28 protein-coding genes are annotated in these 25,149 nt (G+C 66.9%); 21 read left to right on the top strand and 7 right to left on the bottom strand.

The window, feature by feature from the left end; translation table 11 throughout:
* Positions 1–2: 2 nt before the first annotated feature.
* Complete coding sequence (locus Q0Q48_RS01810; protein ID WP_295132972.1) at positions 3–956, bottom strand: alpha/beta hydrolase; 954 nt, start codon at positions 954–956, stop codon at positions 3–5.
* Between the two features lie 83 nt (positions 957–1,039).
* Between Q0Q48_RS01810 and Q0Q48_RS01805 the strand changes: the two genes are divergently transcribed.
* From Q0Q48_RS01805 to Q0Q48_RS01780, 6 genes are all read left to right on the top strand, one after another.
* The gene (locus tag Q0Q48_RS01805; RefSeq protein WP_295132969.1) at positions 1,040–2,071 is read left to right on the top strand and encodes a DUF2333 family protein; all 1,032 of its coding nucleotides are present in this window, start codon (positions 1,040–1,042) and stop codon (positions 2,069–2,071) included.
* An 8-nt stretch (positions 2,072–2,079) separates the two neighbouring features.
* Positions 2,080–3,006, top strand: a complete 927-nt coding sequence (locus tag Q0Q48_RS01800; protein ID WP_295132966.1) for a sulfite exporter TauE/SafE family protein — start codon at positions 2,080–2,082, stop codon at positions 3,004–3,006.
* The gene (locus Q0Q48_RS01795) at positions 3,003–3,848 is read left to right on the top strand and encodes a TIGR02186 family protein (RefSeq protein WP_295132963.1); all 846 of its coding nucleotides are present in this window, start codon (positions 3,003–3,005) and stop codon (positions 3,846–3,848) included. The genes Q0Q48_RS01800 and Q0Q48_RS01795 overlap by 4 nt, the downstream gene beginning before the upstream one ends.
* 36 nt (positions 3,849–3,884) lie before the next feature.
* Positions 3,885–4,367 carry a universal stress protein gene (locus Q0Q48_RS01790; protein ID WP_295132960.1) on the top strand — a complete coding sequence of 161 codons (483 nt, stop codon included), beginning with the start codon at positions 3,885–3,887 and terminating at the stop codon, positions 4,365–4,367.
* 290 nt (positions 4,368–4,657) lie between these two features.
* Positions 4,658–5,206, top strand: a complete 549-nt coding sequence (locus Q0Q48_RS01785; RefSeq protein ID WP_295133755.1) for a NifU family protein — start codon at positions 4,658–4,660, stop codon at positions 5,204–5,206.
* 100 nt (positions 5,207–5,306) lie between these two features.
* Positions 5,307–6,413 (top strand): glucosaminidase domain-containing protein, encoded by a 1,107-nt coding sequence (locus tag Q0Q48_RS01780; RefSeq protein ID WP_295132957.1) that lies wholly within the window; start codon positions 5,307–5,309, stop codon positions 6,411–6,413.
* Between the two features lie 24 nt (positions 6,414–6,437).
* On the opposite strand, the gene ddpX is transcribed toward Q0Q48_RS01780, so the two are convergent.
* Positions 6,438–6,995 (bottom strand): D-alanyl-D-alanine dipeptidase, encoded by a 558-nt coding sequence (ddpX, locus tag Q0Q48_RS01775; RefSeq protein WP_295132954.1) that lies wholly within the window; start codon positions 6,993–6,995, stop codon positions 6,438–6,440.
* Between the two features lie 9 nt (positions 6,996–7,004).
* Here ddpX and tsaB point away from each other — a divergent pair, with 9 nt between their 5' ends.
* Entirely contained in the window at positions 7,005–7,727 is a 723-nt protein-coding gene (tsaB, locus tag Q0Q48_RS01770; RefSeq protein ID WP_295132951.1) for a tRNA (adenosine(37)-N6)-threonylcarbamoyltransferase complex dimerization subunit type 1 TsaB, read from the top strand.
* 12 nt (positions 7,728–7,739) lie between these two features.
* Positions 7,740–8,210 carry a GNAT family N-acetyltransferase gene (locus Q0Q48_RS01765; protein WP_295132948.1) on the top strand — a complete coding sequence of 157 codons (471 nt, stop codon included), beginning with the start codon at positions 7,740–7,742 and terminating at the stop codon, positions 8,208–8,210.
* Here Q0Q48_RS01765 and Q0Q48_RS01760 read toward each other — a convergent pair whose 3' ends face one another.
* On the bottom strand, positions 8,211–8,444 hold the full coding sequence (locus Q0Q48_RS01760; RefSeq protein WP_295132945.1) for a sulfurtransferase TusA family protein: 234 nt from the start codon (positions 8,442–8,444) through the stop codon (positions 8,211–8,213).
* Positions 8,445–8,488: 44 nt separating this feature from the next.
* Between Q0Q48_RS01760 and Q0Q48_RS01755 the strand changes: the two genes are divergently transcribed.
* The 6 genes from Q0Q48_RS01755 to ybeY all read left to right on the top strand — a co-directional run bounded on the left by Q0Q48_RS01755 (position 8,489) and on the right by ybeY (position 13,716).
* Positions 8,489–8,926: a Fur family transcriptional regulator gene (locus Q0Q48_RS01755; protein ID WP_295132942.1), complete on the top strand. Its 438-nt coding sequence runs from the start codon at positions 8,489–8,491 to the stop codon at positions 8,924–8,926.
* A 66-nt stretch (positions 8,927–8,992) separates the two neighbouring features.
* The gene (locus Q0Q48_RS01750; RefSeq protein ID WP_295132939.1) at positions 8,993–9,835 is read left to right on the top strand and encodes a GNAT family N-acyltransferase; all 843 of its coding nucleotides are present in this window, start codon (positions 8,993–8,995) and stop codon (positions 9,833–9,835) included.
* Complete coding sequence (locus tag Q0Q48_RS01745; protein ID WP_295132937.1) at positions 9,828–10,697, top strand: lysophospholipid acyltransferase family protein; 870 nt, start codon at positions 9,828–9,830, stop codon at positions 10,695–10,697. The genes Q0Q48_RS01750 and Q0Q48_RS01745 overlap by 8 nt, the downstream gene beginning before the upstream one ends.
* An 88-nt stretch (positions 10,698–10,785) precedes the next feature.
* Positions 10,786–12,198, top strand: coding sequence for a tRNA (N6-isopentenyl adenosine(37)-C2)-methylthiotransferase MiaB (miaB, locus tag Q0Q48_RS01740; protein ID WP_295132935.1), 1,413 nt, complete (start codon positions 10,786–10,788; stop codon positions 12,196–12,198).
* A 41-nt stretch (positions 12,199–12,239) separates the two neighbouring features.
* Positions 12,240–13,169, top strand: a complete 930-nt coding sequence (locus Q0Q48_RS01735; RefSeq protein WP_295133752.1) for a PhoH family protein — start codon at positions 12,240–12,242, stop codon at positions 13,167–13,169.
* Positions 13,170–13,221: 52 nt separating this feature from the next.
* A complete protein-coding gene (ybeY, locus tag Q0Q48_RS01730) occupies positions 13,222–13,716 on the top strand; it encodes an rRNA maturation RNase YbeY (protein ID WP_366915266.1) in 495 nt (164 codons plus the stop codon).
* A gap of 71 nt (positions 13,717–13,787) precedes the next feature.
* On the opposite strand, the gene Q0Q48_RS01725 is transcribed toward ybeY, so the two are convergent.
* Positions 13,788–14,585, bottom strand: coding sequence for an aldo/keto reductase (locus tag Q0Q48_RS01725; RefSeq protein ID WP_295132932.1), 798 nt, complete (start codon positions 14,583–14,585; stop codon positions 13,788–13,790).
* 84 nt (positions 14,586–14,669) lie between these two features.
* On the opposite strand from Q0Q48_RS01725, the gene Q0Q48_RS01720 reads away from it, so the two are divergent.
* The 5 genes from Q0Q48_RS01720 (at position 14,670) to Q0Q48_RS01700 (ending at position 21,566) form a co-directional block, all read left to right on the top strand.
* Positions 14,670–15,620: a hemolysin family protein gene (locus tag Q0Q48_RS01720; protein ID WP_295132928.1), complete on the top strand. Its 951-nt coding sequence runs from the start codon at positions 14,670–14,672 to the stop codon at positions 15,618–15,620.
* A gap of 15 nt (positions 15,621–15,635) precedes the next feature.
* Positions 15,636–17,159, top strand: coding sequence for an apolipoprotein N-acyltransferase (lnt, locus tag Q0Q48_RS01715; RefSeq protein WP_295132925.1), 1,524 nt, complete (start codon positions 15,636–15,638; stop codon positions 17,157–17,159).
* 131 nt (positions 17,160–17,290) lie between these two features.
* On the top strand, positions 17,291–17,806 hold the full coding sequence (locus Q0Q48_RS01710) for a helix-turn-helix transcriptional regulator (RefSeq protein WP_366915265.1): 516 nt from the start codon (positions 17,291–17,293) through the stop codon (positions 17,804–17,806).
* Positions 17,807–17,997: 191 nt separating this feature from the next.
* Complete coding sequence (metK, locus tag Q0Q48_RS01705; protein WP_295132918.1) at positions 17,998–19,284, top strand: methionine adenosyltransferase; 1,287 nt, start codon at positions 17,998–18,000, stop codon at positions 19,282–19,284.
* A gap of 110 nt (positions 19,285–19,394) precedes the next feature.
* The gene (locus Q0Q48_RS01700) at positions 19,395–21,566 is read left to right on the top strand and encodes a peptidase domain-containing ABC transporter (RefSeq protein ID WP_295132915.1); all 2,172 of its coding nucleotides are present in this window, start codon (positions 19,395–19,397) and stop codon (positions 21,564–21,566) included.
* A 3-nt stretch (positions 21,567–21,569) separates the two neighbouring features.
* Here the strand turns inward: Q0Q48_RS01700 and Q0Q48_RS01695 are convergent, their stop codons facing one another.
* Genes Q0Q48_RS01695 through Q0Q48_RS01685 form a run of 3 tightly spaced genes read right to left on the bottom strand, consistent with a single transcriptional unit; the run spans position 21,570 to position 23,742 of the window.
* On the bottom strand, positions 21,570–22,037 hold the full coding sequence (locus Q0Q48_RS01695) for an MmcB family DNA repair protein (protein ID WP_295132912.1): 468 nt from the start codon (positions 22,035–22,037) through the stop codon (positions 21,570–21,572).
* A gap of 11 nt (positions 22,038–22,048) precedes the next feature.
* Positions 22,049–23,254 carry a tetratricopeptide repeat protein gene (locus Q0Q48_RS01690; RefSeq protein ID WP_295132909.1) on the bottom strand — a complete coding sequence of 402 codons (1,206 nt, stop codon included), beginning with the start codon at positions 23,252–23,254 and terminating at the stop codon, positions 22,049–22,051.
* Entirely contained in the window at positions 23,251–23,742 is a 492-nt protein-coding gene (locus Q0Q48_RS01685) for a hypothetical protein (protein ID WP_295132906.1), read from the bottom strand. The genes Q0Q48_RS01690 and Q0Q48_RS01685 overlap by 4 nt, the downstream gene beginning before the upstream one ends.
* Before the next feature lie 112 nt (positions 23,743–23,854).
* Between Q0Q48_RS01685 and Q0Q48_RS01680 the strand changes: the two genes are divergently transcribed.
* Positions 23,855–24,235 carry a hypothetical protein gene (locus Q0Q48_RS01680; RefSeq protein WP_295132903.1) on the top strand — a complete coding sequence of 127 codons (381 nt, stop codon included), beginning with the start codon at positions 23,855–23,857 and terminating at the stop codon, positions 24,233–24,235.
* A complete protein-coding gene (locus Q0Q48_RS01675) occupies positions 24,232–25,095 on the top strand; it encodes an alpha/beta hydrolase (protein ID WP_295132900.1) in 864 nt (287 codons plus the stop codon). Before Q0Q48_RS01680 ends, Q0Q48_RS01675 begins: the two co-directional genes overlap by 4 nt.
* Positions 25,096–25,149: the final 54 nt, after the last annotated feature.

Here is a 25,149-nt window from a genome sequence, read left to right as displayed (position 1 = left end):
GGTCATGGGGCGCGCAGCACCAGCGCCTCGTGCAGGGCCGCGGCGCAGAGGGTGGTGCCGCGCCGGGCGCCGTGCAGCAGCATCGGCGAGCTGAGGAAACCGTGCAGCATGCCGCCGAACTCGACCAGGTCGGCCTGCGTGCCTTCCTGCTGCAGCCGCCAGGCATAGGCGCGGCCTTCGTCGCGCAGCGGATCGTAGCCGGCGGTGACGACCAGCGCCGGCGGCAGGCCGGCGAGCGAGGCCGCGCGCAGCGGCGAGACGCGCCAGTCGCCGCGATCCGCCTTCTCGGGCGTGTAGTGATCGAAGAACCATTCCATGGTGATGGCGTTCAGCCCGTAGCCGTCCTCGAAATGCCGGTAGGATTCGGCGCGGGCCACGGCATCGGTCACCGGATAGGCGAGGAGCTGCATCAGCAGCTTCGGTCCGCCATGGTCGCGCGCCCAGATCGAGACGGCGGCCGCGAGATTGCCGCCGGCGCTGTCGCCGCCGATCGCGAGTCGCGTGGGATCGATGCCGACCGAGCCACCGTTGGCGGCCACCCATTGCAGCGCTGCCACGACATCGTCGAAGGCGCCGGGGAAACGCGCCTCCGGTGCGAGGCGGTAGTCGACATGCAGGACGGCGATGCCGGCCTCGATCGCGAGTTGGGCGCAGAGCACGTCGTGGCTGTCGAGATTGCCGAACACCCAGCCGCCGCCATGCGCATAGACCAGTGCCGGCAGTTTCGCATCGGCGGCCGCCGATGCCGGGCGATAGATCCGGACGGGCAGCTCTCCCGCCGGACCGGGGATGGTGCGATCCGCGACCGTCACCCCGGCGGGGCGCGGGCCCTGCGCACCGGGGCGCAGGGAAAGATAGAGATCGCGGGCCGCTTGCGGGCTCAGCGTGTTCCAGGCCGGCCGGTTCGCGGCCGCCATCAGGTCGATCAGCCGCTGGGATTCCGGATCGAGAGCCATTCCACCCACTCCATTGAAAACATTCGTTGCACTCTAGCAGCCCGCGCCCCTATTTCGTCACGAGGCGAATGGTAAGGTGTGCCATGACATTCGAACCGGACTACAGCGCACCCTCGTCGGCCAAGCCTCCCTGGTGGCGGCGAAGCTGGGATCGCGTGCGGGGATGGCGCCCGGGCCTTTCGACTTCCGTCCCATCGTCAGGCGGTCGCAAGGTCTGGGGATGGACATGGCGCATCGTCGTCCTGCTGCTCATCCTGTACTATCCGGTCGGCGCGCTGGTCACCGAGGATATCGACGACGATCCGCAGTTCACGGCACGCGGCGTTGCGCCAGGTGAAAGCAAGGCGGTCGCCACCGCGGCCGATCTCGTCACCCGCGAAGTCGACGTCCACACCTGGACGCCGATGATGCCCTTCTTCACGCCGGCCGGGCTGCTCGACAACATGCCGAACTTCCAGCGCGGCATCATGTCGGCGCTGGGCCGCTTCAGCACCGAGCTGATGGACCAGCTCGGCCGCACGCGCGGATCGAGCCAGACCGACCGTGACCTCGAACAGGCGCGTGGCTTCCTGAACGAACAGCCCAATATCTGGCTGTGGCAACCCAGCGTGTCGCTGCTGCCCTCGACGACCTCCGCCCAGAAGTATCGCGCCGGCCGCGACCGGCTGATGGCCTACAACAAGCGGTTGGGCACAGGGCAGGCGGTGTTCGAGCGACGCGCCGACAATCTGCAGGCGCTGCTCGACCGCATCGCCAACGACCTGGGCTCCGACTCGGCGGCGATCGACCAGCACGTCATCGAGAAGGCAGGGGACCTGTTCGACGCACGGTGCGACGACATCTTCTATTTCAACAAGGGCCGTCTCTACGTCTACTACCTGCTGCTGCGCGATCTCGGCGTGGATTTCCAGAACGTCATCCGCGACCGCGAACTCACCACCGCCTGGAACGGCACGGTCGATACCTTCCGCATCGCGGCCCAACTCGACCCCTGGATCGTCTGGAACGGCTATCCCGATGCCCTGCTGATCCCCAATCACCTGCTCGCGCAGGGCTTCTACCTGCTGCGCGCCCGCACGCAGCTGCGCGAGATCACCAACATTCTGCTGAAGTAGGCCTCAGCGTGGAGATCTATCTCCCCATTGCCGAGCTTTCGATGAACGTGTTCCTGCTGCTGGGCCTCGGCGCCGCAGCGGGCCTTCTGTCGGGCATGTTCGGCGTCGGTGGCGGCTTCCTCGCCACGCCGCTGCTGATCTTCGTCGGCATCCCGCCGGCAGTCGCGGTCGCCAGCCAGGCTAACCAGGTGGTGGCCAATTCGATCTCCTCGCTGCAGGTGCAGTGGCGGCGCGGCAACGTCGACCTGCGTATGGGGCTGGTGCTGCTGGCGGGCGGCATGCTCGGCTCGTCGGCCGGCGTCTGGCTGTTCACCTACCTGAAGCGCATCGGCCAGATCGATTTCGTCATTGCGGTGCTCTACGTCGTGATGCTGTCGACGATCGGCCTGCTGATGATGTTCGAGAGTCTCAGCACCTATTTCAAGCGCCGACGCAATCCCGACGCGCCGCGTGGCAAGCTCCATACCCACTATCTCGTGCACCGGCTGCCCCTGAAGCTGCGCTTCTACAAGTCGAAGCTCTACATCAGCGCCCTTCTGCCGATCGGGCTGGGCTTCCTCATCGGCGTCCTGTCGGCGATCCTGGGCGTCGGCGGCGGCTTCGTCCTGGTGCCGGCGATGATCTACCTGCTCGGCATGCCGACGGCGGTGGTGATCGGGACGTCGAATTTCCAGATCCTGTTCGTGGCGGCCAACGTCACCTTCCTGCAGGCCGCGACCAACGGCACCGTCGACGTGGTGCTGGCGCTGCTGTTGATCCTGGGCGGCGTCGTCGGCGCGCCGATCGGCGCGCGGCTGGCCGCGAAGCTGCCGGGCGTGGCGTTGCGCGCCCTGATGTCGCTCCTGATCCTGCTCGTGGCCGCCGAACTCCTGACCGAACTGCTGCGCACGCCCAGCTCGCTTTATTCGCTGGGCACCCGCGAGGTGTTGCCGTGAGGTCGTCGGGTCTCCTGGCCTGTCTTGCGATCCTCGTGGGCGCGACCGGCGCCCTGGCGCAGGGCCCGCGCCTGGAGCCGGCACCCGGAGCGCTGCCGGCGCCGACCATCGGCGGGCCGCCCGATGCCGTCGCGCCGCCTTCGGTGCCGAACGAGCCGACGACGCCCGACCTGATCATGGATCTCTCGCTGGCCCGCGTGTCGATCACCTCGGCCTTCCAGGGCGAGAGCATCCTGCTGTTCGGCATGTTCGACCCGCCCGGCGAGATCGTCGTGGTCGTGGCCGGCCCGCCCGCTCGCGAGACGGTGATGCGCAAGCAGCGGTTCCTCGGGATCTGGCTCAATACCGGACGGCAGGCGTTCGACGATGTGCCGGCCTATTACGCCATCGCGGCCAGCCAGCCGCTGCAGCGCCTGCTGGCGCGCGGCGCCGGCGGCGAGATCCTGTCGCTCGAGGACCGGTTGTCCAGCCTGAAGCCGGCGACGCCCCGCGACGCCGCGGAACTGGCCCGCTTCCGCGCCGGCCTCGTCGAGGTGAAGCGGCGCGAGGGCCTCTACCCGGCGGCCATCGGCCAGGTGACGGTGCAGGCCGGCCGGCTGTTTCGCGTCGACCTGCCCTTCCCGTCGCGGCTGCCGGAAGGCGTGTACGACATCCGGGTCTATCTGTTGCGGGAGGGGAAGATCGTTGCGGCCGTGTCGCGGCCGCTGCCGGTCGGCAAGGTCGGCTTCAGTGCCCAGCTCGCAGGCTGGTCGGCGCATGAGGGAGCCCTGTACGGCGTGGGCGCCATCCTGATGGCGCTGCTGGTCGGCTGGCTGGGCGGCGCTGTCATGCGACGTCTCTAGAAGGCGGCGTCTCTAGAAGATCGAAGGGAGAGGGCCATGAACGAGCAGCTCAAGACCGGCGAACGCGTCTTCCTGGTCGTCGTCGACGAGAGTCCGGAGATGCGCAATGCCCTGCGCTATGCCTGCCGTCGCGCCAAGCGCACCGGCGGCCGGGTGGCGATGCTGTACGTCATGGATCCGCCCGAGGGACAGCAATGGGGATCGGTGGTCGAGCTGATGCGCGAGGAAGCGCGCCAGCAGGCCGAGACCGTCGTGGCCCGACATGCCGACGTGGCGGTTTCGATGACCGGCCAACCCCCCTCGATCTACATTCGCGAAGGCAAGAGCCGTGACGAACTCGCGAAGCTCCTCGGCCAGGATCGTTCGATCTCGGTCCTGGTGCTCGGCAGTGCCTCGGGCAGCGACGGTCCGGGGCCGTTGGTGACGGCCTTCACGGGCAAGTCCGGAGGGCAGCTTCGCATCCCGTTGACCATCGTTCCGGGCGCTCTCACCGAGGCGGAGATCGACGCAATCTCATGAGCCGTGCGCGTGGTTTGTCGTCCGTGATGCGGCGATCTGCGCACAAATCTTCTTTGTGTACAATTGAAGCATAAAGGTTGCGTTGGGAATTTCGCAGTGTATTGCATTGATAAATATTAATAATATTTGATTATTCCATAATATTTATACAGAGCGTCTCAAGAATCGTCTTGATCGACTTGGCCCCGGTTCCTACGTCCGAAGCCATCGAGTGGGGATGGAGACGTCCTGATCCCCAGCCTGAGCGATGCCGAGGGGTTCGCCCCGAAGCATTCGAACCGGAGGTAGGTTTGTTTATCCAGACCGAGCAGACGCCCAATCCGTCGACCCTCAAGTTTCTTCCTGGCCGTGTGGTCATGGAGAAGGGGACCGCGGATTTTGCCAACGTCGAGGCCGCCACGCCGTCACCGCTTGCCAAGAGGCTGTTTGCGGTGGAAGGCGTTGAGCGCGTGTTCTTCGGCTCCGACTTCGTGACCGTCACCAAGTCGGCGGACCGGGATTGGCAGATCATGAAGCCGTCGATTCTCGGCGGCATCATGGAGCATTACACGTCCGGCGATCCCGTGATCGCCGATGAAGACGCGGCGGCTTCCGTCGCGGCGGACGACGACGAGGTCGTTGCCCAGATCAAGGAACTCCTCGACACGCGTGTCCGGCCCGCAGTGGCCCAGGACGGCGGCGATATCGTGTTTCACGACTTCCGCGATGGCATCGTCTACCTGCACATGCAGGGATCGTGCTCGGGATGCCCGAGTTCGACGGCCACGCTGAAGATGGGAATCGAGAATCTTCTGAAGCACTACGTGCCGGAAGTAGTGGAAGTCCAAGCGGCCCAGTAGGCCGCTTCAGCTCAAGCGTCGCGTTGAGATGGTGTTCGCGGGCCCCGCAGGGCCCGCGGGGCAACCCGTTCGTGCGCGCAAACGAAATGAAGAGTGTGGCATGCAGTTGACGTTACGGCCCGCGATCGAGCGCGGGCGCAATTATGCTTTTCCCGCCGCCTGGGCCGCCGTGCTGGCAACCGGTGTGGTCCTCTACAAGCCCCTGCCCTCGGTCGATGCGGCGCCTTATCTCTCGTTCGGCGTTGGCAGTGCCGAAGCTCGTGAAGTCGATCCGGCCAGCCTCTTCGTCCTCGAGGCCGAACCCGCCGCTCTCACCTTCGTGCGCCATGAACTGAGCGAGCCTGACGACGTCGCCCATCGCTCGGTGCGCGATTCGTCCGGCAGCCACGGTCGTTTCGCGGCGCCGGGCAATGCCGTCCGCCGCCAGGTGCAGGTGCGGGCGATCAGCCCGCGCACCGCCGACGAACTCGCCGGCTTCTTCCGCGACGTCTCCTATACGCTCACCGACATCCGCCAGGGCGAGGCCGTGCCGCCGTACAAGGTCGACCGCGTGCCGGCCGATCTCGGCAGCAAGGACGGCAACGAGCGCAAGATGCTGTTCATCACCGCGCTCCTCCCCGTGATCCTCGAGGTCAACCAGCGCGTCCTCGCCGATCGCGAGCAGCTTCTCTATCTGCGCGACAAGCTCTATTCGACGCCGCAGATGCTGACGGCGATCGAGCGCATCTGGCTCGACGATCTCGCCGACCGCTACGATACGTCACCCGACAAGATCGACGAGCTGATCCGGCGCGTCGACATCGTTCCGCCCTCGATGGCGATCGCCCAGGGCGGCGTCGAATCGGGTTGGGGCACGTCGTTCGCGGCGCGCACGGGCAACGCCCTGTACGGTCAGATCCAGGCCGTCGGCCGTCACAATGTCTCGGTACCGTGGAAGCCCGGGGCCGGCATGCCGCAGCCCTTCACCGACGTGGGCGAGGCGACCGACGCCTATGTCGCCAACCTCAACACCCATCCCGCCTATGCCGGTTTCCGCAGCGAGCGAGCGGCGATGCGCGAGCGCGGCGAGGATCCCGACGGCTTCCGCCTGATCGGCTCGCTGCTGCGCTATTCCGAGCGCGGCCAGGGATACGTGCAGTTCGTCCGCCAGATCATGCGCGAGAACGACCTGCGCGACTTCGACAGGGCCAAGCTCTCCGGATTCTGAGAAAGCCCGGCGCTGCATCATCGGTCACATCATGGGGCGGGGCAGGTCGGCATCGGCGACCAGCGGATAGCGCCGCGCGTCGAACAGCTGATAGTGCCACCATTCATTGCGATAGAAGTCCCAGCCTGCCGACGTCATCAGGCCCATGAGCAGCAGGCGATTGCGCTGCGCCTCGACGGAGATGTCGGTGCGTCCATGATGCGATAGCGGCGTGAAGGCATCGAACGCGGTGCCCATGTCGAGTTCGTTGCCGTCGGCGTCGAGCAGGCTGAGGTCGACGGCCACGCCGCGCGAATGGGGCGAGCCGCGGCGGGGATCGGCGATGAATTCGGGGTCGGGATTCACGTTCCACAGGGCCCACTGCGCTTCCACGGGCCGCAGCGCGTCGAAGATGCGCAGCCGATACCCGAGCGGCCGGGCGAGATCGATGGCGGCCGCGAGCTTGTCGGCCGCCTCCCTGTGCAGCCAGCATTCGGCGTTCCGATATACCGGCCGCCCCGTTAGATTTGCATCCGTCGCATAAGCCAGCGTCACGTCGACGTCGAAGTCGGGCGGAGCGATCGCAACAATGTCGAGCTTCATGACACTACAATGCCGAGCCGCCTCCCCCAGCGCCAGCGTCCCGCGCGGTCGCCGTCCGTGAGCACCGTGCTGGCCTTCGATTGCGCCGTGAGCGGGCAGGGCGTCGCGGTCGTGCGCGACGGCGTTTGCCTGGTAAGTCTGTTCGAGGAAGGGCGTGAGCAGGCGGCGCGACTTCTGCCGGCGATCGCCGCCGCGCTGGAGCAGGCCGGCGTGGCGCGGACCGGGCTCGACCTGATCGCGGTCACGACCGGGCCCGGCAGCTTCACCGGCGTGCGCGTGGGCTTGTCGGCCGCCCGCGGCCTCGCCGTCGGCCTCGGGATTCCCCTGGCCGGCATTCCCACCACTGCGGTGCTGCGAGCGCAGGCGCCGTCGACGGAACGGCTGGTGGTCGCGGCCGTCGACACGAAGCTCGGCGACTGGTTCGCGGCCGTTGGCGACGATCCAGCACCCTTCGCGGCGACGGCGGCGGACCTCGCGGTGCGTCTCGCCGGGCATGAATGCCTGATCGTTGGAAAGGATGTGGCGCCGCTCGCCGCCTCCCTGATGGCCGCCGGCGTCGACGCCGTTGCTCGGGACGGGCAGCCCGATCCCGCCGTGCTCGGCCGCCTGGCCCTCGTGGACGGCGTCGAGACCTGGCGGGGGCGGAACCTCGCCGATGGCCTGCCCCGGCCGCTCTACCTGCGCGGCGTCAACATCACCCTGCCGGACGGTGCCCGCCGCACGGTCGAGTGACGGGGTGAGCCGATGACTGCTGGGTTCGTCCTCAATCCCTTGCGCGCGGTCGACCTCGACCGGGCATCGCGCCTCCACCGCGAGGCATTCGAGCCCTTGGGTGAGCCCGGCTGGACGCGGCAGGACATCGCGGGCCTGCTGGCCTCGCCGGGTGTCGCGGGCTTCCTGCTGATGGCGGACAACCTCGACGTCGGCATGGCCATCTGCCGGACGGCTGCCGACGAGGCCGAGCTTCTCACCGTCGCGGTCGGCCGCGCCCATCGCCGCCGCGGCGCTGCCAGGCGGCTTCTCGGCGCGGTGATCGACCGGGTGCGGGGCGACGGTGCGCGGACGCTTTTCCTTGAAGTCGGTGCGGATAATCCCGCTGCCCTGACGCTCTACAATTCGTTGGGCTTCGAGACCGTCGGACGACGGACTGCCTACTATAGGCGCGGGGACGGGCCGCCGGCCGACGCCTTCGTCATGCGCCTCGATTTCAGCTGATCAGAGGCGGCGAATGGTGACGATGTGGATATCCCCGTCCGCCTCGATGCCCAGGATGGTGTGGCCTTCATCCCTTGCGGCACGCGGGACATTGCGCAGCGGCTCCTCGCCGCGCAGGCGTACGGCGAGGATTTCCCCGGGCTGCATGCGCTCGAGCCGCAGCTTGGTCCGCACGAAGGTCATGGGGCAGACCTCGCCGGTAATGTCGATGTCATCGTCGGCCTGTATGGACATGTCCAACTATACCCGGAACGCCTGCCAGTGTAGGGTAGGTGGGCATGCCAGACCGAAAGTCCAAACTCGAAGTCCTATGCGCAGAGCGCGGCCTCAAGATGACCGATCAGCGACGCGTGATCGCGCGTGTCCTCTCGGATGCGTCGGATCACCCCGACGTCGAGGCCGTGCATCGTCGTGCGACGGCGATCGATTCCAACATCTCCATCGCGACGGTGTACCGGACGGTGCGGCTGTTCGAGGAAGCGGGCATTCTCGCCAAGCACGATTTCGGCGACGGCCGGGCGCGCTACGAGGAGACGCCCGAGGAGCACCACGATCATCTGATCGACATCCAGAGTGGGAAGGTCGTGGAGTTCCACAACGACGAGATCGAGGAGCTTCAACGGAAGATCGCCGAGAAAGCCGGGTACCGGCTCGTCGGCCATCGTCTGGAACTCTACGGTGTTCCCCTGGATGGAAAATCCGAGCGCCAAAAATAAGTGGACGCGCCCCTCGCCAGCCCGATAATGGGCTCATGATCGGGGCGGCCCCCTTGCGGATTAATCATGCGCATCGACCGCGTTGACAGCGAAGCCGAGCTTCTTGGACCACCCGTCTCCAATGCGGAGATCGTGAAGGTCGTCGCTGGCGATTTCGAAGTTCGCCTCGCACAGACTGGGGCTGAAATCGAAGCCGCGCAGGCGCTGCGTTTTCGCGTTTTCTATGAAGAAATGACGGCGCATGCGTCGCCGGAGATGCAGGCGCTCCGCCGCGACTTCGATCCGTTCGACGACGTCTGCGATCACCTGCTGGTGCTCGACCGCCGCCGCGGCGAAGGACCTGAGGGGATCGTCGGCACCTATCGTCTGATCCGCCGCCCGGCGGCCGCGAAGATGGGCCGCTTCTATTCGTCGGCCGAATACGACATCCAGAAGATGATCGACTATCCGGGCGAGGTCCTGGAACTCGGCCGGTCCTGCATCGAGCGCGACGCCCGCAACACGGCGACCATGCAGATGCTCTGGCGGGGCATCGCCCTCTACGCCTACCACTACAACATCCAGGTGATGTTCGGCTGCGCCAGCCTGCCCGGCATCGATCCGGAGCAGCACGCCCAGGCGCTGTCCTATCTCTATCACCACCATCTCGCGCCGCCCGAGATCCGCGTGCGCGCGCTGCCGAGCCGCTACGTGAAGATGGATATGCTCGAGCCCGGCAGCTACGACCCGCGCAAGGCGATGGCGCGCGTGCCGCCGCTTATCAAGGGCTACCTGCGGCTGGGTGGTTTCGTCGGCGACGGCGCCGTGATCGATCACGAGTTCAACAGCACCGACGTCTTCATCATCGTGAAGACCGAGCTGGTGACGGAGAAATACATCCGCCACTACGAACGCGGGATGCGTGAGTAGCGCGGCGGACGTTCCTTTCGCCGTGACGTGGATCGGTTCCCCCCTGCGTGGCGCTTTTCGGCTCCTGAGCTATCTGCTGCTCACGCTGGTGATGCTGCCGTTCCATTTGCTGGCCCTGGCGTTCCGGGTCACGCCGGTCATCCGCTGGCTGCCGGTGATGTACCATCGCACGGTCTGCGTGATCCTCGGCATCAAGGTGAAGGTGAATGGCGAGCGGTCCACGGTCACGCCGACGCTGTTCGTCTGCAATCACGTCTCCTATCTCGACATCGAAGTGCTGGGCGGCCTCATCCCCGGCTGTTTCGTGGCGAAGGCCGAGGTGGCGACGTGGCCGTTCTTCAGCACCCTGGCCAAGGCCCAGCGCACCATCTTCGTCGAACGACGGTCCAACAAGACCAGCAGCAGTCGCGACGCGATGATGCAGCGGCTGAACACCGGCGACAATCTCATGCTGTTCCCCGAGGGGACCAGCAGTGACGGCACGCGCGTGCTGCCCTTCCGCAGTGCCCTGTTCGCCGTGGCGCAACTCAGGCGTGACGACAGGCCCATCGTCGTGCAGCCGGTGGCGATCTCCTACACCCGCCTCGATGGAATCCCGCTCGGCCGCTACTGGCGGCCGCTCTTTGCCTGGTTCGGCGATCTCGACCTGGTGCCGCACCTTTGGCAGATGGTCTGCCTCGGCGAAACGCAGGCGGTGGTGACCTTCTTTCCGCCGATCGACATCGACCGCCTGGGCGACCGCAAGAAGCTGGCGGAATACTGCCATCGCCAGGTCTCGTTCGGCGTGCAGTCGGCGAATTCCGGCCGGCCCGAATTGATGCCTTCCCTGACGGAGCCGGTGCCGACCGGCCCCCGGCCCTGAGGCCCCCAACCCTGAAGCCCGCGACCCTGCCCCCTCGACCCTCATGGTCGGCGGTGATAGAAACCGCCCGTTCCAGCACCGGAGACCGATGAAGGACGTCCGCACCGACGGGCAGCCCAAGCGCGTGTTCATCCGCACCTATGGCTGCCAGATGAATGTCTACGATTCCGACCGCATGGCCGACGTCCTGCGGCCGCTGGGCTATGCCCTGGCCGATGGGCCCGAGCAGGCCGATCTGGTCGTGCTGAACACCTGCCACATTCGCGAGCATGCCTCCGAAAAAGTCTATTCCGAATTGGGCCGGCTGCGTGCCGCGAAGACCGAGCGCCGGGCGGAGGGTCGCGACCTGACGATTGCCGTCGCCGGCTGTGTGGCCCAGGCCGAGGGCGAGGAGATCATCCGCCGTCAGCCCGCCGTCGACATCGTCGTCGGTTCACAGGCCTATCACCGCCTGCCCGAACTGCTGGCGCAGGTGGCGCGCAAGGCGGCGGGCAGCGATGCCGGCCGGCGCCAGCCGGGCGCGGGCATTCTCGACACGGAGTTTCCGCCCGAGAGCAAGTTCGATCACCTGCCGTCGCCGCAGGGCATCCGCGCGGGTTCGGCGTTCCTTTCCATCCAGGAAGGCTGCGACAAGTTCTGCACCTTCTGCGTCGTGCCTTACACGCGCGGCATGGAGTATTCGCGACCGGTTTCGGCCGTGCTCGCCGAGGCGCGGCAGCTCATCGAAGCGGGCGCGCTGGAGCTCACGTTGCTCGGGCAGAACGTCAACGCCTATCACGGCGAGGGCCCGGACGGCTCGACCTGGTCCCTCGCGCGCCTGATCCGCTCGATCGGCGAGATCCCGGGCCTGGCGCGCCTGCGATACACGACCTCCCATCCGCGGGACATGGACGACGACCTGATTGCGGCGCACGGCGACGTCCCGCAGCTCATGCCTTACCTGCACCTGCCGGTGCAGTCGGGGTCGAACCGCATCCTCGACGCGATGAATCGCCGGCATGATCGCGATCTCTATCTCCGCATCGTCGACCGTCTGCGCAACGCCCGTTCCGACCTCGCGTTGTCGTCCGACTTCATCGTTGGCTTTCCAGGTGAAAGCGATGCCGATTTCGACGACACGATGCGCCTGATCGAACAGGTGGGCTTCGCCTCGGCCTATGCCTTCAGATACAGCCGCCGGCCGGGCACACCCGGCGCGGCGCTGGGCGACCAGGTGCCGGAGAACGTGAAGGTGGCGCGGCTGGCCGCGCTGCAGGCGCTGATCGGCCGACAGGCGCGCGACTTCAACGAATCCAAGGCGGGTTCCACCGTGCCGGTGCTGTTCGCCGAGGCCGGCCGCAAGCCCGGGCAGATCATGGGCAAGACGCCATGGCTGCAGTCGGTCTATGCCCAGGGAGATCCGCGCCTGTTCGGCCACATCGTCGACGTTCGGCTGATCGAGGGTTACGCCAACAGCCTTCTCGGCGAGATCGTCGTTGGTCCCTACGAGGTGGCCGCGTGAGCGACCAGGTCACCGGCACGCGCGCCGCCGACGTCCGGCGCATGACCTTCGACGACAACGCGCTGCTGGCCGTGCTCTACGGCAATCACGACCGCAACCTTGTGCGTATCGAGCAGCTCGCCAACGTGCAGCTGGCTGCCCGCGGCAACCAGCTTGCCATCTCCGGGACACCGGACGATGCCGCGATCGCGCAGAAGGCGATCTCGGGTCTCTACGAGAGGCTGAAGCGCGGCCTGTCCATCGAGAGTGCCGACATTGACGCCGCGATGCGCTTCGCGCGCAGCGGCGCCGAGGGGGGCGACACGGAGAGCATCCGCACGCGCAAGCGCACGATCCAGGCGCGCACGCCCGGACAGCGCGGCTACCTCGCGGCCCTGCGCGAGCGCGACATGGTGTTCGCGCTGGGCCCCGCCGGCAGCGGCAAGACTTACCTGGCGGTCGCCATGGGTGTTTCGCTGCTGCTCGCGGGCAAGGTCGAGCGGATCGTGCTGTCGCGTCCCGCCGTGGAGGCTGGCGAGCGGCTGGGCTTCCTGCCCGGCGACATGAAGGAAAAGATCGATCCCTATCTGCGGCCGCTCTACGATGCGCTGCACGACATGATCCCGGCCGAGCAGATTGCGCATCGCATGGAGTCGGGCGAGATCGAGATCGCGCCGCTTGCGTTCATGCGCGGGCGCACGCTGGCGCACTGCTACGTCATTCTCGACGAGGCGCAGAACACGACACCGATGCAAATGCGCATGTTCCTGACGCGCCTCGGCGAAGGCTCGCGCATGGTCATCACCGGCGACCCGAGCCAGACCGACCTGCCCAACAACCAGAAGTCCGGCCTGAACGACGCGGTCGAGACGCTGTCGACTGTAGAGGGCGTGCGCTTCGTGCGGCTCACCTCCCAGGACGTCGTGCGGCATGACCTCGTGACCCGCATCGTGGATGCCTATGACGCCCGCGACAAGAAAACCAAAGGCTAGGCCGTCGCTCCGCTGCACGGTCGTCGTCCTCGACGAACGCTGGATCGAGGTGTTGCCGGAGGCGGAACGGCTTGCCCGGCGGGCGTCGCGGGCCGCCTTCGCCGGCGCGCGTCGCAGTGGCCGCCGCTCGCTCAACGTCGCGTTGGAAGCCGACAAGGGCGTGCGGGCGCTCAATGCGCGCGACCGCAAGAAGGACAAGCCGACCAACGTCCTGTCCTATCCGTCGGGCGAACGCGAGTTCCTCGGCGACATGGTGCTGGCGCGCCAGACCGTGTGGCGCGAGGCGCGCGAACAGCGCAAGTCGCCGGCCGACCATTTCACCCATCTGGTCGTGCATGGAACGCTGCATCTGCTCGGCTACGATCACGAAACCGGCGAGGACGATGCGGAGCGCATGGAGGCGCTCGAGCGCCGCATCCTGGCGAAGCTCGGGATCGCCGATCCCTATGCCTTGGATCGTCAGCCTGCCGAAAAAGCCGGGGTCGGGGCCGATAAACGAAATAACCGAAATAATCGGAACAAACGAAACCAAGGTCGCACCCCCTGATTCCCGGGGTGATGACCGCCGACTGCTTACATTGCCGTCAGTCCTTCTGAGAAACCCGCTTTGGTAGGCTGTCAGAGCATCTCGAGCGGCTGCTTCGTCCTGGGCGGCGGGAAGGCGCGATCGAGCTCGGCCAGGATCTGCGGCGTCAGCTTCACCTCGAGGGCCGCGAAGTTTTCCTTCAGCCGTTCGCGGCTGGCGGATTTCGGGATCGTGACGACGCCGGGCTGGGCGAGCAGCCAGGCCAGGGCCAGCTGGGCGGGCGTGCAGCCCGCTTCATCGGCAAGGTTCTTCAGCGCCGCCTTGCGCAGCAATCCGCCCTGGTCGAGCGGCGAATAGGCCATCAACGGGATGGCGCGCATGCGCATCCACGGCAGCAGGTCGAATTCCGGGCCGCGGCGCGACAGGCAGTAGAGAACCTGGTTCGTGGCGTTCAACCCCTTGTCGACTTCGGCAGCATCCTCCATGTCGTCGAGGTCGAAATTGCTCACGCCGAAATCGCCGATCTTCCCGGCGTCCTTCAGCCTGTGAAACGCCTCGAACGTCTCCTCGAGGCGCGCGCCGCCCCGCCAGTGCAGCAGATAGAGGTCGATGCGCTCTAGCCGCATGCGCTTCAGGCTGCGCTCGCAGGCCGCGATGGTGCCGGCGCGCGAGGCATTGTGCGGATAGACCTTGCTTACGATGAAGGGGCGGGCGCCGCGACCCGCCAGGGCGTCGCCCACGATCTCCTCGGCGCCGCCTTCACCGTACATTTCGGCGGTGTCGATCATGGGATAGCCGAGATCGAGGCCATATTTCAGGGCGTCGAGCTCCCCGGCGCTGCGGCGCGCACTCTCGCCCATGCGCCAGGTGCCGAGGCCCAGCACGGGCATTTCCGCTCCGGAAGGCAACTTGCAGGAACGCATCAGGAACTTCCAGTGATTGCAACGCGGGGCCGATAGCCTATCTTACGAGCCATGCCTGACTCCACAGCGCACAGTACCAGGCCGGGCATCAGCCCGGCCTCGTCGACTGAGCCACTGACGACCCCGGCTCCATCGCCGGTCGCCCCTGATGTCCCTTCGAGCGGCGGGCTGTTGCGCGCCATCCTGCGGCGCCTGCGCCGCAGGGAGAAGAACGAAGCTGTCCGCGAAGCTATCGAGGAGCTGATCGAGGAGACGCCCGAGAGCGATACGCCGATTAGCGAGGACCAGCGTGTCCTTCTCGCCAACATCCTGAAGCTGCGCGACAAGACCGTCGCGGACGTCATGGTGCCCAGGGTCGACATCGTGGGCATCGCCGCCGACACGCCGCTCGACGAGGTGGTGCGGCTGATCCAGGCCGAGGCGCATTCGCGGTATCCGATCTATCGTGAGTCGCTCGATGACGTGATCGGGATGATCCACATCAAGGACGTGCTGGCCTACTGGGGCACGTCGAAGAAGTTCAATCTCCGCGACATCCTGCGGCGCGTCGTGTTCGTGGCGCCGACGCTGCCGGTGCTCGACATGCTGCTCGACATGCGCCGCTCGCGCACGCACATGGCGCTGGTGGTCGACGAATTCGGAGGCACCGACGGACTCCTCACCATCGAGGATCTCGTCGAGGAGATCGTAGGCGAGATCGAGGACGAGCACGATGTCGCGCAGACGCCGGCAGTCGCGCGCCGCGTCGACGGCACGATCGACGTCAATGGGCGCACGCCGATCGAGCTGCTCGAAGAGGAGATCGGTAAGGTCCTGTCGGAGGACGAGCGACGCGAGATCGATACGGTGGGCGGACTGATCTTCTCGCTGCTCGGCCGCATTCCCGAACGCGGCGAGGTGGTTCGTCATCCGTCGGGCGTGGAGTTCGAGATTCTCGATGTCGATCCGAGGCGCATCCGCCGCCTGCGCGTCCGGCCGCCGGCCACGGCGCCGGCTGCCTGACCATCGAATGACGCGATGACCCTCAAAGGCTGGCGGGCCGCAGGTGCCGCCTTCGTGGCCGGCGCGCTCGCCGCTCTGGCAATGCCGCCGCTCCACTGGCTGCCGCTCGCGGTCCTGGGCGTCGTGGCCTTCGTCTGGCTTTGGGATACCGCATCCGGACCAAAGAGTGCCCTGCTGCGGGGATGGGCCTGGGGGACCGGCCATTTCGCCGTCGGCTCCTACTGGATCGTTGAAGCCTTCTTCGTGCCCCCGGCCGACTACGCACCGCTCGGTCCGCCCATCGTCATGGGGCTTGCCGCTCTCCTGGGATTCTTTCCGGCGATGGCGGCGGGTGCGGCGAAATGGGCCGCCCTGCGCTGGCCCTCGATGGGTGGCCGCTATTGCCGGCTGCTGCTGCTGGCCATCGCCTGGACGATCGCGGAATGGCTGCGCGGTCACGTCTTCACGGGCTACCCGTGGAATCCGCTGGCGCATGTCTGGGCCTTCGCGACGCCGTTGCTCCAGGGTGCGGCGCTGTTCGGCGTCTATGGTCTTGGCCTGCTCACCTTCATGATCCTGGCCGCTCCCGCTGCGGGCTGGCGCGCGTCGATCCTGGCCCTCGTCGTCGCCGGCGGCGCGGGCTTTGCCGGGCAGGCTGCCATGGCGCCGGTCGATACGGCAGGAGACGGGCCGTTGGTCCGCATCGTCCAGCCCAACACGCCGCAGGCGGAGAAATGGCGACCCGACAAGCGCACGCCACACATGGCGAGGCTGCTCGAACTCAGTCGCCGGGATGGCTTCGACAAGGTGGCGGCCGTGATCTGGCCGGAAACGGCACCGCCGTTCGTCATCGAGCCGGGGTCGCCGGCGCTCGAGGTCATGGCGAAGGCCGTGCCGCCCGGCGGCTACCTCCTCACCGGTGCGGCGCGCGGCACGCGCAATCGTGAAGACGGGGTCTGGAATTCCCTGCTGGTCGTCGACGGTGAGGGCGAGATCGTCGCCACCTACGACAAGGTCCATCTCGTTCCCCTGGGCGAATACATCCCGTTCCACAAGCAACTCGCCCCGGTTTCGGGCTTCATCGGACGCGGCTCGTTCGAGGTGGGGGAATCGCGCCTGACGCTCGATCTGCCGCGCCTGCCGTCCTTCTCGCCGATCATCTGCTACGAGGTGATTTTCCCGGCGGCCGTCACCGGCCCGGAGGAGCGGCCGCGCTGGCTCCTGAACGTAACCAACGATGCGTGGTTCGGCCTTTCAAGCGGCCCCTACCAGCACCTCGCCAGCGCGCGCGTGCGGGCGGTGGAGGAGGGGTTGCCGATGCTCCGCGCCGCCAATACCGGGGTCTCGGCCGTGATCGATGCCTATGGCCGCGTGCTGGCCGCTCTCGACATGCAACAGGACGGCATCATCGACCATCGGATTCCCGCCGCGCGGGCGCCGACGCCCTATGGCCGCTGGGGCGATGTGACCCTTCTGGGCCTCCTGATGCTTGCGGTTGCCTTACTCGTTGCAATGTCTCGTTTCAGATGGCCTGAAAAAACAGGCAATTCAAAGCCTTAACGCGCAGGGGTCGCTTGCATTCCGTTGAATTGGGGATTAGGTAATATGCAGACGGCGCGTGTAGATATGCATTTTTGCACACGAGGTCTTGGCAGCAGTCGCTGCACGCCATTCGGCCATTATTGGGTCCTATGCGCGTTCTTTGGAGAGTTGACTGGGTAAGGAGCAGGGGATCCATGGCGAGATCGCATCCCGTTGACGTTCATGTCGGAGCGCGCATGCGCCAGCGGCGTACTCTCCTCGGCATGAGCCAGGAGAAGCTTGGGACGGCGGTCGGCCTTACCTTCCAGCAGATCCAGAAGTACGAGCGGGGCTCCAACCGGATCGGTTCGAGCCGCTTGTTCGAATTCGCCAAGGTCCTCGACGTACCCGTGTCCTATTTCTTCGACGAGATGCCCTCGAACGCCCTGTCGGGCCGGCCGATGTCTGGACGCGGCAAGAAGGGCGGTTTCGGAGAGGCCGGCACGCCGTTCGAGCAGGAGAAGGATCCGCTGATCAAGAGGGAGACCCTCGAACTCGTCCGCGCTTACTACAAGATCCGCGAGAGCAGGGTCCGCAAGCGCATCTTCGAAATGGTGAAGGCGGTGGGTGCGGCCAGCCACGCCGAAGCCGTCGGCACCCGCAAGGGCGCCAGGGCGCGCGACTAGGGACGCTGGAATTCGCCACGCGATCCTCTTGATTTTCGCCTGTTTTTGGCGTTTCTAGCGAACCGCGGCTCCGGTGGTCGGAGTCGCCGCGGACGGATTTGGACGACTTGCCACCGCGAAAATAAAGGCTAAGCCGGCCGTTGGCGGCATCACCGCCCTGCCCGGAGTCCAGTGCACTTTGGGAGGGATCGTTGGCGCTCAAGGATTACATCTTCACCAGTGAGTCGGTTTCGGAAGGCCATCCGGACAAGGTCGCAGACCAGATTTCCGACGCCATCCTCGATGCTTTCATCGCCAACGACGTCAAGCTCGGCCATGCCGACGACAGCCACGCCAACACCCGCCTCGGCTGCGAGACGCTCGTCACCACCAACAAGATCGTGATTGCCGGCGAAGGCCGTGCGTCCGAGCCGTACATGAAGAAGTACGGCAAGAATACCGTCGTCAATCGCGAGGCGATCGGCGAGATCGCGCGCAACGTCGTGCGCGACATCGGCTACGATCAGGACGGCTTCTCCTTCCACGGCGCCGACGTCGAGGTGCTGCTGCACGGCCAGTCGCCCGACATCGCGATGGGCGTCGATGCCAAGAAGAAGGGCGGCAATCTCGGTGAGCAGGAAGGCGCAGGCGACCAGGGCCTGATGTTCGGCTTCGCCTGCCGCGACAGCGAGGAATACGAGAAGGGCTCGTTCATGCCCGCCCCGATCTTCTTCTCGCACAAGATCCTCGAAGTGCTGAGCAAGGCCCGTCGCTCGGGTGAACTCGGCGACCTGCAGCCCGACGCCAAGAGCCAGGTGACGGTGCGTTACGTCGACGGCAAGGCCGTCGGCGCCACCAAGGTGGTGGTCTCCACGCAGCATCGCGAGACGACGGCGAAGGGCAAGAAGTACAACTCCGCCATGATCCGCGAGATGATCGCCGGTCACGTCGAGAAGTCGCTGCCCAAGGGCTGGATGCCCAAGAAGGCCTCGGACTTCTTCGTCAATCCGACCGGAAACTTCGTCGTCGGCGGCCCCGACGGCGACTGCGGCCTGACCGGCCGCAAGATCATCGTCGACACCTACGGCGGCTATGCGCCGCACGGCGGCGGCGCCTTCTCCGGCAAGGACCCGACCAAGGTCGACCGTTCGGCGGCTTACGCCGCGCGCTACCTGGCCAAGAACGTCGTGGCCGCCGGTCTCGCCGACCGCTGTCTGATCCAGGTCGCCTACGCGATCGGCGTCGCCGATCCGATGTCGCTCTATGTCAACACCGAGGGCACCGGCAAGGTCGACGAGCGCAAGCTCGAGAAGGTCCTGTCGGAACTGTTCCCGCTGCGTCCAACCAACATCCGCCGCTCGCTGCAGCTCAACAAGCCGATCTATCAGCGCACCGCGGCCTACGGTCATTTCGGCCGCAAGCCGGAGAAGGACGGCGGATTCTCTTGGGAGCGCACCGATCTGGTGGCCGAGCTGAAGCGCGCTTTCGGCGCCCGCTAGGGCCCTCGATCATCCAAAAGCAGGGGCGCGCGACGCGGGTCGCGCGCCCTTTGCATTAGGAAATACCCCTAGGTCGTTGAAACAAGGGGTGTTTCTGGTACCCTCGGGATATGGCTCCTCTCGAGAACGGAAGCTTCCAGCAGTCCGTATGGGACGAAGCGGGCCGCCCCCGCGTCGATTCCCTGATGAGGGCCCTGCTCTACCTGGCCCAGCAGGTGGGCAGGCCGGTCAGCGAAGCCGATATCCGCCGTCTCACGACAGTTCCCGCCACGGGCCTCGACGAGGCTGCCTTCCTGACCGCGGCGGTTCGGCTCGGCCTCGAAAGCGAGGCGGTCGATCTCGCATCCCGTTCACTCGGCGAACTGCCGCTCCCCTTTGCCCTTCTTTCCGGCGGCGGACGTGTCCATGTCGTCGTCTCGGGCCGCGCCAACAACTGGACGATGCTCGATGTCATGGAGGGCCGCGTCTGGCAGGCGACGGCGAAGGAAGTCGGCGTACTCGGCTCGCGGGCGCTGTTGCTGCGCCCGCCGCTTGGACCTGTTCCGTCGGCGCAATGGTACGCGCCCTTGTGGGCGCGTGTGCGCCCGGTCCTGTTCAAGCTCGCCGCCGCTTCGTTCGCCATCAACGTGCTCGGGCTTCTCACCCCGCTTTTCATGATGCTGGTCGTCAACATGGTGACCGGACGGCATCTGCCTGATGGCCTCCCGTCGATGATGATGGCGCTGTGTGCGGGGATGTTCGTCGCCTATGCCGCCGATTTCGGCCTGCGTGTCGCGCGCGGCTGGCTGTCGGCCAGGACCGGCGCGCGCCTCGACGTGCTGATGAGCGCCGAGGTGCTGCATCACCTGATGGCCTTGCCCTACCGGCATTTCGAGCGCACGCCGTCGGGCGTCATCGCCGAACGGCTGCGCCAGCTCGACGTGCTGCGCGGCTTCTTCACCGGCCAGATGCCGGTGCTGGCGATCGACCTGCTGTTCGTCGTGCTCTTCCTGGCCGCTACCTTCACGATCAGCATGACCCTCGGCGTGGTCACGGCTCTCGCCATCCCGGTACTGATCGGCGTGTCGCTCGCCGGTCATCGCGTGCAGCGGCGGCTGGCGGACGAGAACTTCCAGGCGCTTGCCGCCAAGAGTTCGACGCTCACCGAGACCGTGGCCAATGCCGCCACGATCAAGGCGCTCGGGCTAGAGGCCGAGGTCGAGAAGCGATGGCAGGTGCGGGTCGAGCAGTCGGCCCGCACCAGTCAGCGCGCCAACAACCTCGTCAACATCGCCGCGAGCGCCTCGGGCACGCTGCAGCTCATGGCCTCGCTCGTCATCGTGATGATCGGCGTGGCCGAGATCGCCGATCACCGCCTGACGATCGGCGCCCTGATCGCCGCCAACATGCTGGCCGCACGGGCGCTGCTGCCGATGCGCCAGCTAGCGGGCGCGTGGCACCAGCTCCAGGCGGTGAGTGCCGCCTTCAAGCGCATCGACGAGCTGATGCGGGAAGCGCCCGAGGCGTCGCCGGGTGAATTCGCGCCGATGCCGGCCTTGTCCGGCGAGATTGCTCTCGATCGCGTCACCTGCCGTGTCCAGGATCGCGGTCCGCCGATCCTGCGCGAGGCCGATCTTTCGATCGGGGCGGGAGAGATCATCGGCATCGTGGGGCCTTCCGGGTCGGGCAAGACCACCATCGCCAACCTGGTGCAGGGCCTCGTGAGCCCGAGCGATGGCCGTGTCCTGGTCGATGGCACGGACATCGCCCACATCTCGCCCGCCCAGCTCCGGGCGCAGATCGGCGCCGTGCCGCAGGACGTCCAGCTCTTCACCGGCTCGGTCCGTGAGAACATCGCGATGGGCGTCATCGACAAGGATCCGGCCCGGGTGGCTGCCGTCGCGAAGTTCGTCGGCGCGCACGATTTCATCCAGCGCCTGCCGCAGGGCTACAACACGGTGCTCGGTGAGCGAGGGCAGGGCCTGTCGACGGGCCAGCGCCAGCTCCTCTGCATCGCCCGCGCGCTGATCCGCAATCCGCGCATCCTGATCCTCGACGAGGCGACCAGCGCGCTGGATCCCGCCACCGAGGAGCAGCTCCTGCGCCAGCTCAAGGCCAACACGCGGGGGCGGACCGTCATCATGATCACCCATCGGCTGGCCCCGCTGGCAATTGCCGATCGCGTGGCGCTGGTGATGGACGGCAGGGTCGAGCGAATCGGACCGCCGACCGAGGTCATGGCCTATGCCCGCATCCGCATGGCCGAGGCCAGTCGTGGGGCGGCGCGCCCCATGCCCGGCTGAGGCTCAGACGAAGTCGATGAACTCGGGATCTTCGAGGCGCGCCAGGCGCTCCGAGGCGAGACGCGCGCAGTCGACGAGCAGTGCCTTGCGTCGCACCGCCGCCACGGGCCGGCGCGGCGGATGGCGCAGGATCTCTGCCCCGTAGGCGTCGGCGACGATCAGACCGACTTCCTCGGCAATCAGCGACTGCGGGAAATCGACCGGCACGGCGAAGTAGAGCAGGTCGCACCAGGCAAGATAGTCGGGCCATTTCTGGTCGACCCGCCAATCCTCGATCGACGATTTCACCTCGACGATCGTGAGCTCGCCGCTGCCGGCGATCGCCATGATGTCGGCGCGCCGGCCGTCGGGTAGTGGCAGTTCGCGCAGGACGGAGCGGCCAGACTGTCGCATCAGGCGGCACGCGCCGCGGCAAACCGCCAGAGTGATGTCAGGGCGCGTCTGGCGCGCGGCGCTCTGGGGCGTATCCACCGCTGCCCACGTCAGCGCCGCACCGGCACGAGGCGCGGCGGCCCCTCGTCGCGTGGCAACTCATAGGTCGGCTTGAACGCCTGGGCCAGGGCCTCGCCGCGCTTGCGGTCGCGATCGGCCACCTTGTCGCCCGCCTTCTCGCGGACGGCGCGGGCTTCCGGATGCCCGCCGCGTTCGGCGAGGTACAGCCACTTGAAGGCTTCGACCGGATCGGTTGCTCCGGCAGTGCCGGTCAGCAGCATGACGCCCAGCGCCTGCTGCGCTTCGGTCAATCCCTGCTGGGCCGCCCGCGAGTACCAAAGTTGGGCCTGCACCGGATCGCGCGGCACGCCCGAGCCGGCGAGATAGGCATTGGCCAGCTTGAACTGACCCGACGGCACGCCGGCATTGGCCGCGGCCTGGTACCAGGCGATCGCCGATTGCAGGATCTTCTGGTTGGCCGCCTTGTCGCGCGTGGCTGGTGTGCGGACCGCCATGTCGCCCAGTGCCAGTGCCGCTTCAGGCACGCCGTTCTGCTGCGCCAGGACCAGCCAGCGCTGCGCGGCGGGGAGGTCCTGCTTGACGCCCGATCCCTCGGCCAGTGCCATGCCGTAACGCAGGGCCGCGAGCATGTGGCCCTTCTCGGCAGCCCGGCGGAAGAGGTCGGCCGCGCGCGTCGGGTCGGCCGATGCCGGTGGCGCGCTTTCCGACATGGCCCGTCCCAGCGCATAGGTCGCATAAACGTCGCCGTCGGCGGCCGCCTGCTCCAGCCAGGCGCGAGCCTGGACCAGGTCGCGTTGGATGCCCTGGCCGCGGAAGTAGAGCGTACCGAGATTGAGCTGGGCCCGGCGGTGGCCCTGCGCGGCGGCCTTCTCGAAGAGTTCTATGGCACGGGCCGGATTGCGCGGGATTCCGGCGTCGCCGTTGATGAAAACGAGCGCCAATCGATGCTGGCCTTCGGCCGAGCCCGCGTCGGCGGCGCGCTGGATCAGCTTCAGGCCCTCGGCCTTGGCGCCGCGGTCCATCAGCACGGCGCCCAGCCAGGCATCGGCATCGGCGCTGGGCGAGCCGAGGGCGCGCAGCGCCCGCTCGGCGGTGGCGGTATCGCCCTGGCGGTAGGCGACGACGGCGGCCCGCAGCGGTGGCGCGACGTCGGAGGCATCGGATGGCTGCTGGGCCTGCGCGACGGCGCTGGCGGCGATCAGGGCCGCGGCGAGCGCCGATCGCGCCGCGGTCATTTCGTCTTGAACGTATAGGCGAGCGCGGCTGCCTTGGCCTTCTCGGCTTCGGCGGCCGGCAGTTCGCGGGCCGCCTGCTCGAGCGCCAGGTTGGCGTTCGGGACGTTCCAGTGCTCAGCGATCGCACACCACTTGTAGGCTTCGAAGAGGCTCTTCGGCACGCCCTTGCCCTCGGCGTAGGCGCCGGCCAGCGGAATCATCGCCGGCAGATAGCCGCGTTCGGAAGCGTCGAGCAGAAGCGGCGTCGCCTTGTTGATGTCGAACAGCTTCGATTCGGCGTTTCCGTAGACGTAGAGGCCCAACAGGAACTGGGCGCGCGGGTCGCGCTCCTTGGCGAGGAGCTGCAGCTCCTTCTCGGCCGTCACGGGATCGCCTGCCTGCAGCGCCTTGACCGCTTCCTCCATGTCCGCGGCGGCGGGCTGGGCGGCGAGCAACAGGGCGGCGCCGGCGAGAGGCAGGGCGGCGCGGACGAAACGAACGAGATGCACGGAAGAAGCCTCCGGGAAGCACGGCGGGTATTGGCGGGACGACGCTTCGTCTAGCATGGAATTGAGGCCGAAACACGAAACCCGGAAGGCCTTGCGAACGAGGGAGGAACTCATGCTCGAACAACTTGCGGGCCTGGTGAATGGCGACGCGGCCCTGGTGCGGCGCGGCCGGCATCTCAGCGGCACTTTCCTGGTGGAGGCCCGGCCGCGGTCATGGCTGGTGCATGTGCTACGGGGCCGGATCGAAAAGGTCGAGGAAGGGCCCTTCGTCATGCCGTCCTGGCGCTTCGCCCTGCGGGCCGACGAGGCGAGCTGGCGGCGCTTCTGGCAGCCACGGCCAGCGCCAGGCGACCATGACCTGCTTGCCCTGGTCCGCCGCGGGCTCCTGAAGTTCGAAGGGGACCTCCAGCCGCTCATGGCAAACCTGCTCTACATCAAGGGCGTGCTCGAGGCGCCGCGTGGAGTGGCCCGGCCGAAGGGAGCCGCACGATGACCGCGGGGTTGGAGCCGATCGTCGGCCGCTACCTGTCGCTCGATTTCGACGGCCGGCGCTATCGCGTCTACTTCGAGGAGGCCGGCGAGGGCATCCCGCTGCTCTGTCTGCACACGGCCGGCGCCGATGGCCGGCAGTATCGCGGTGTACTCAATGATGCCGAGGTAACCAGGCGCTTTCGCGTCATCGCCTTCGACATGCCCTGGCACGGCAAATCCTCGCCGCCACAAGGGTTCGAGCGCGAGGAATACCGGCTGACGCGGGATTTCTACACCGCGTTCGTCGTGGCCTTCGCCGACGCGCTGGCGTTGCAGCAGCCGGTGTTGATGGGCTGTTCGATCGGCGGCCGCGTCGTCCTCAACCTCGCCGCTACCCATGCCGCTCGTTTCCGCGCGCTGATCGGGTTGCAGGCGTCGGCCCATGTTGCGCCCTATTACGACACCGACTGGCTGCATCATGCCGATGTCCACGGGGGCGAAGTGTGCGCCGGCATCGTTTCCGGGCTCGTCGGGCCAGACGCGCCGGGCGTCCATCGCTGGGAGACTCTCTGGCACTACATGCAAGGCGGCCCCGGCGTCTTCAAGGGTGACCTCCATTTCTACAAGGTCGATGGCGATCTTCGCCAGCGCATCACTTCGATCGATGTCAGCCGTTGCCCGCTGTTCCTGCTGACCGGCGAATACGACTACTCCTGCTCGCCGGCTGAGACGGAGGAGGTTGCCGCCTTGGTGCCGGGGGCGAGGTGCACGATCATGCCGGGACTGGGACACTTTCCGATGAGTGAGGATCCCGAGCGCTTCCTCGAACACCTCAGGCCGGTTCTTTGCGAAATCGAAGAAGCGTCGCAAAAGGCCGGATAATTGCAGCGAACCCGAGGTGTATGGGCGTGTCTTTCTCACGGCTGGGGCTAGTAA

Origin of the sequence: uncultured Reyranella sp., from assembly GCF_945957355.1 — a bacterium.
Lineage (GTDB): Bacteria > Pseudomonadota > Alphaproteobacteria > Reyranellales > Reyranellaceae > Reyranella.
Note: the sequence above shows the minus strand (reverse complement) of the source record. Positions and strands in the feature narration are given on the sequence as shown.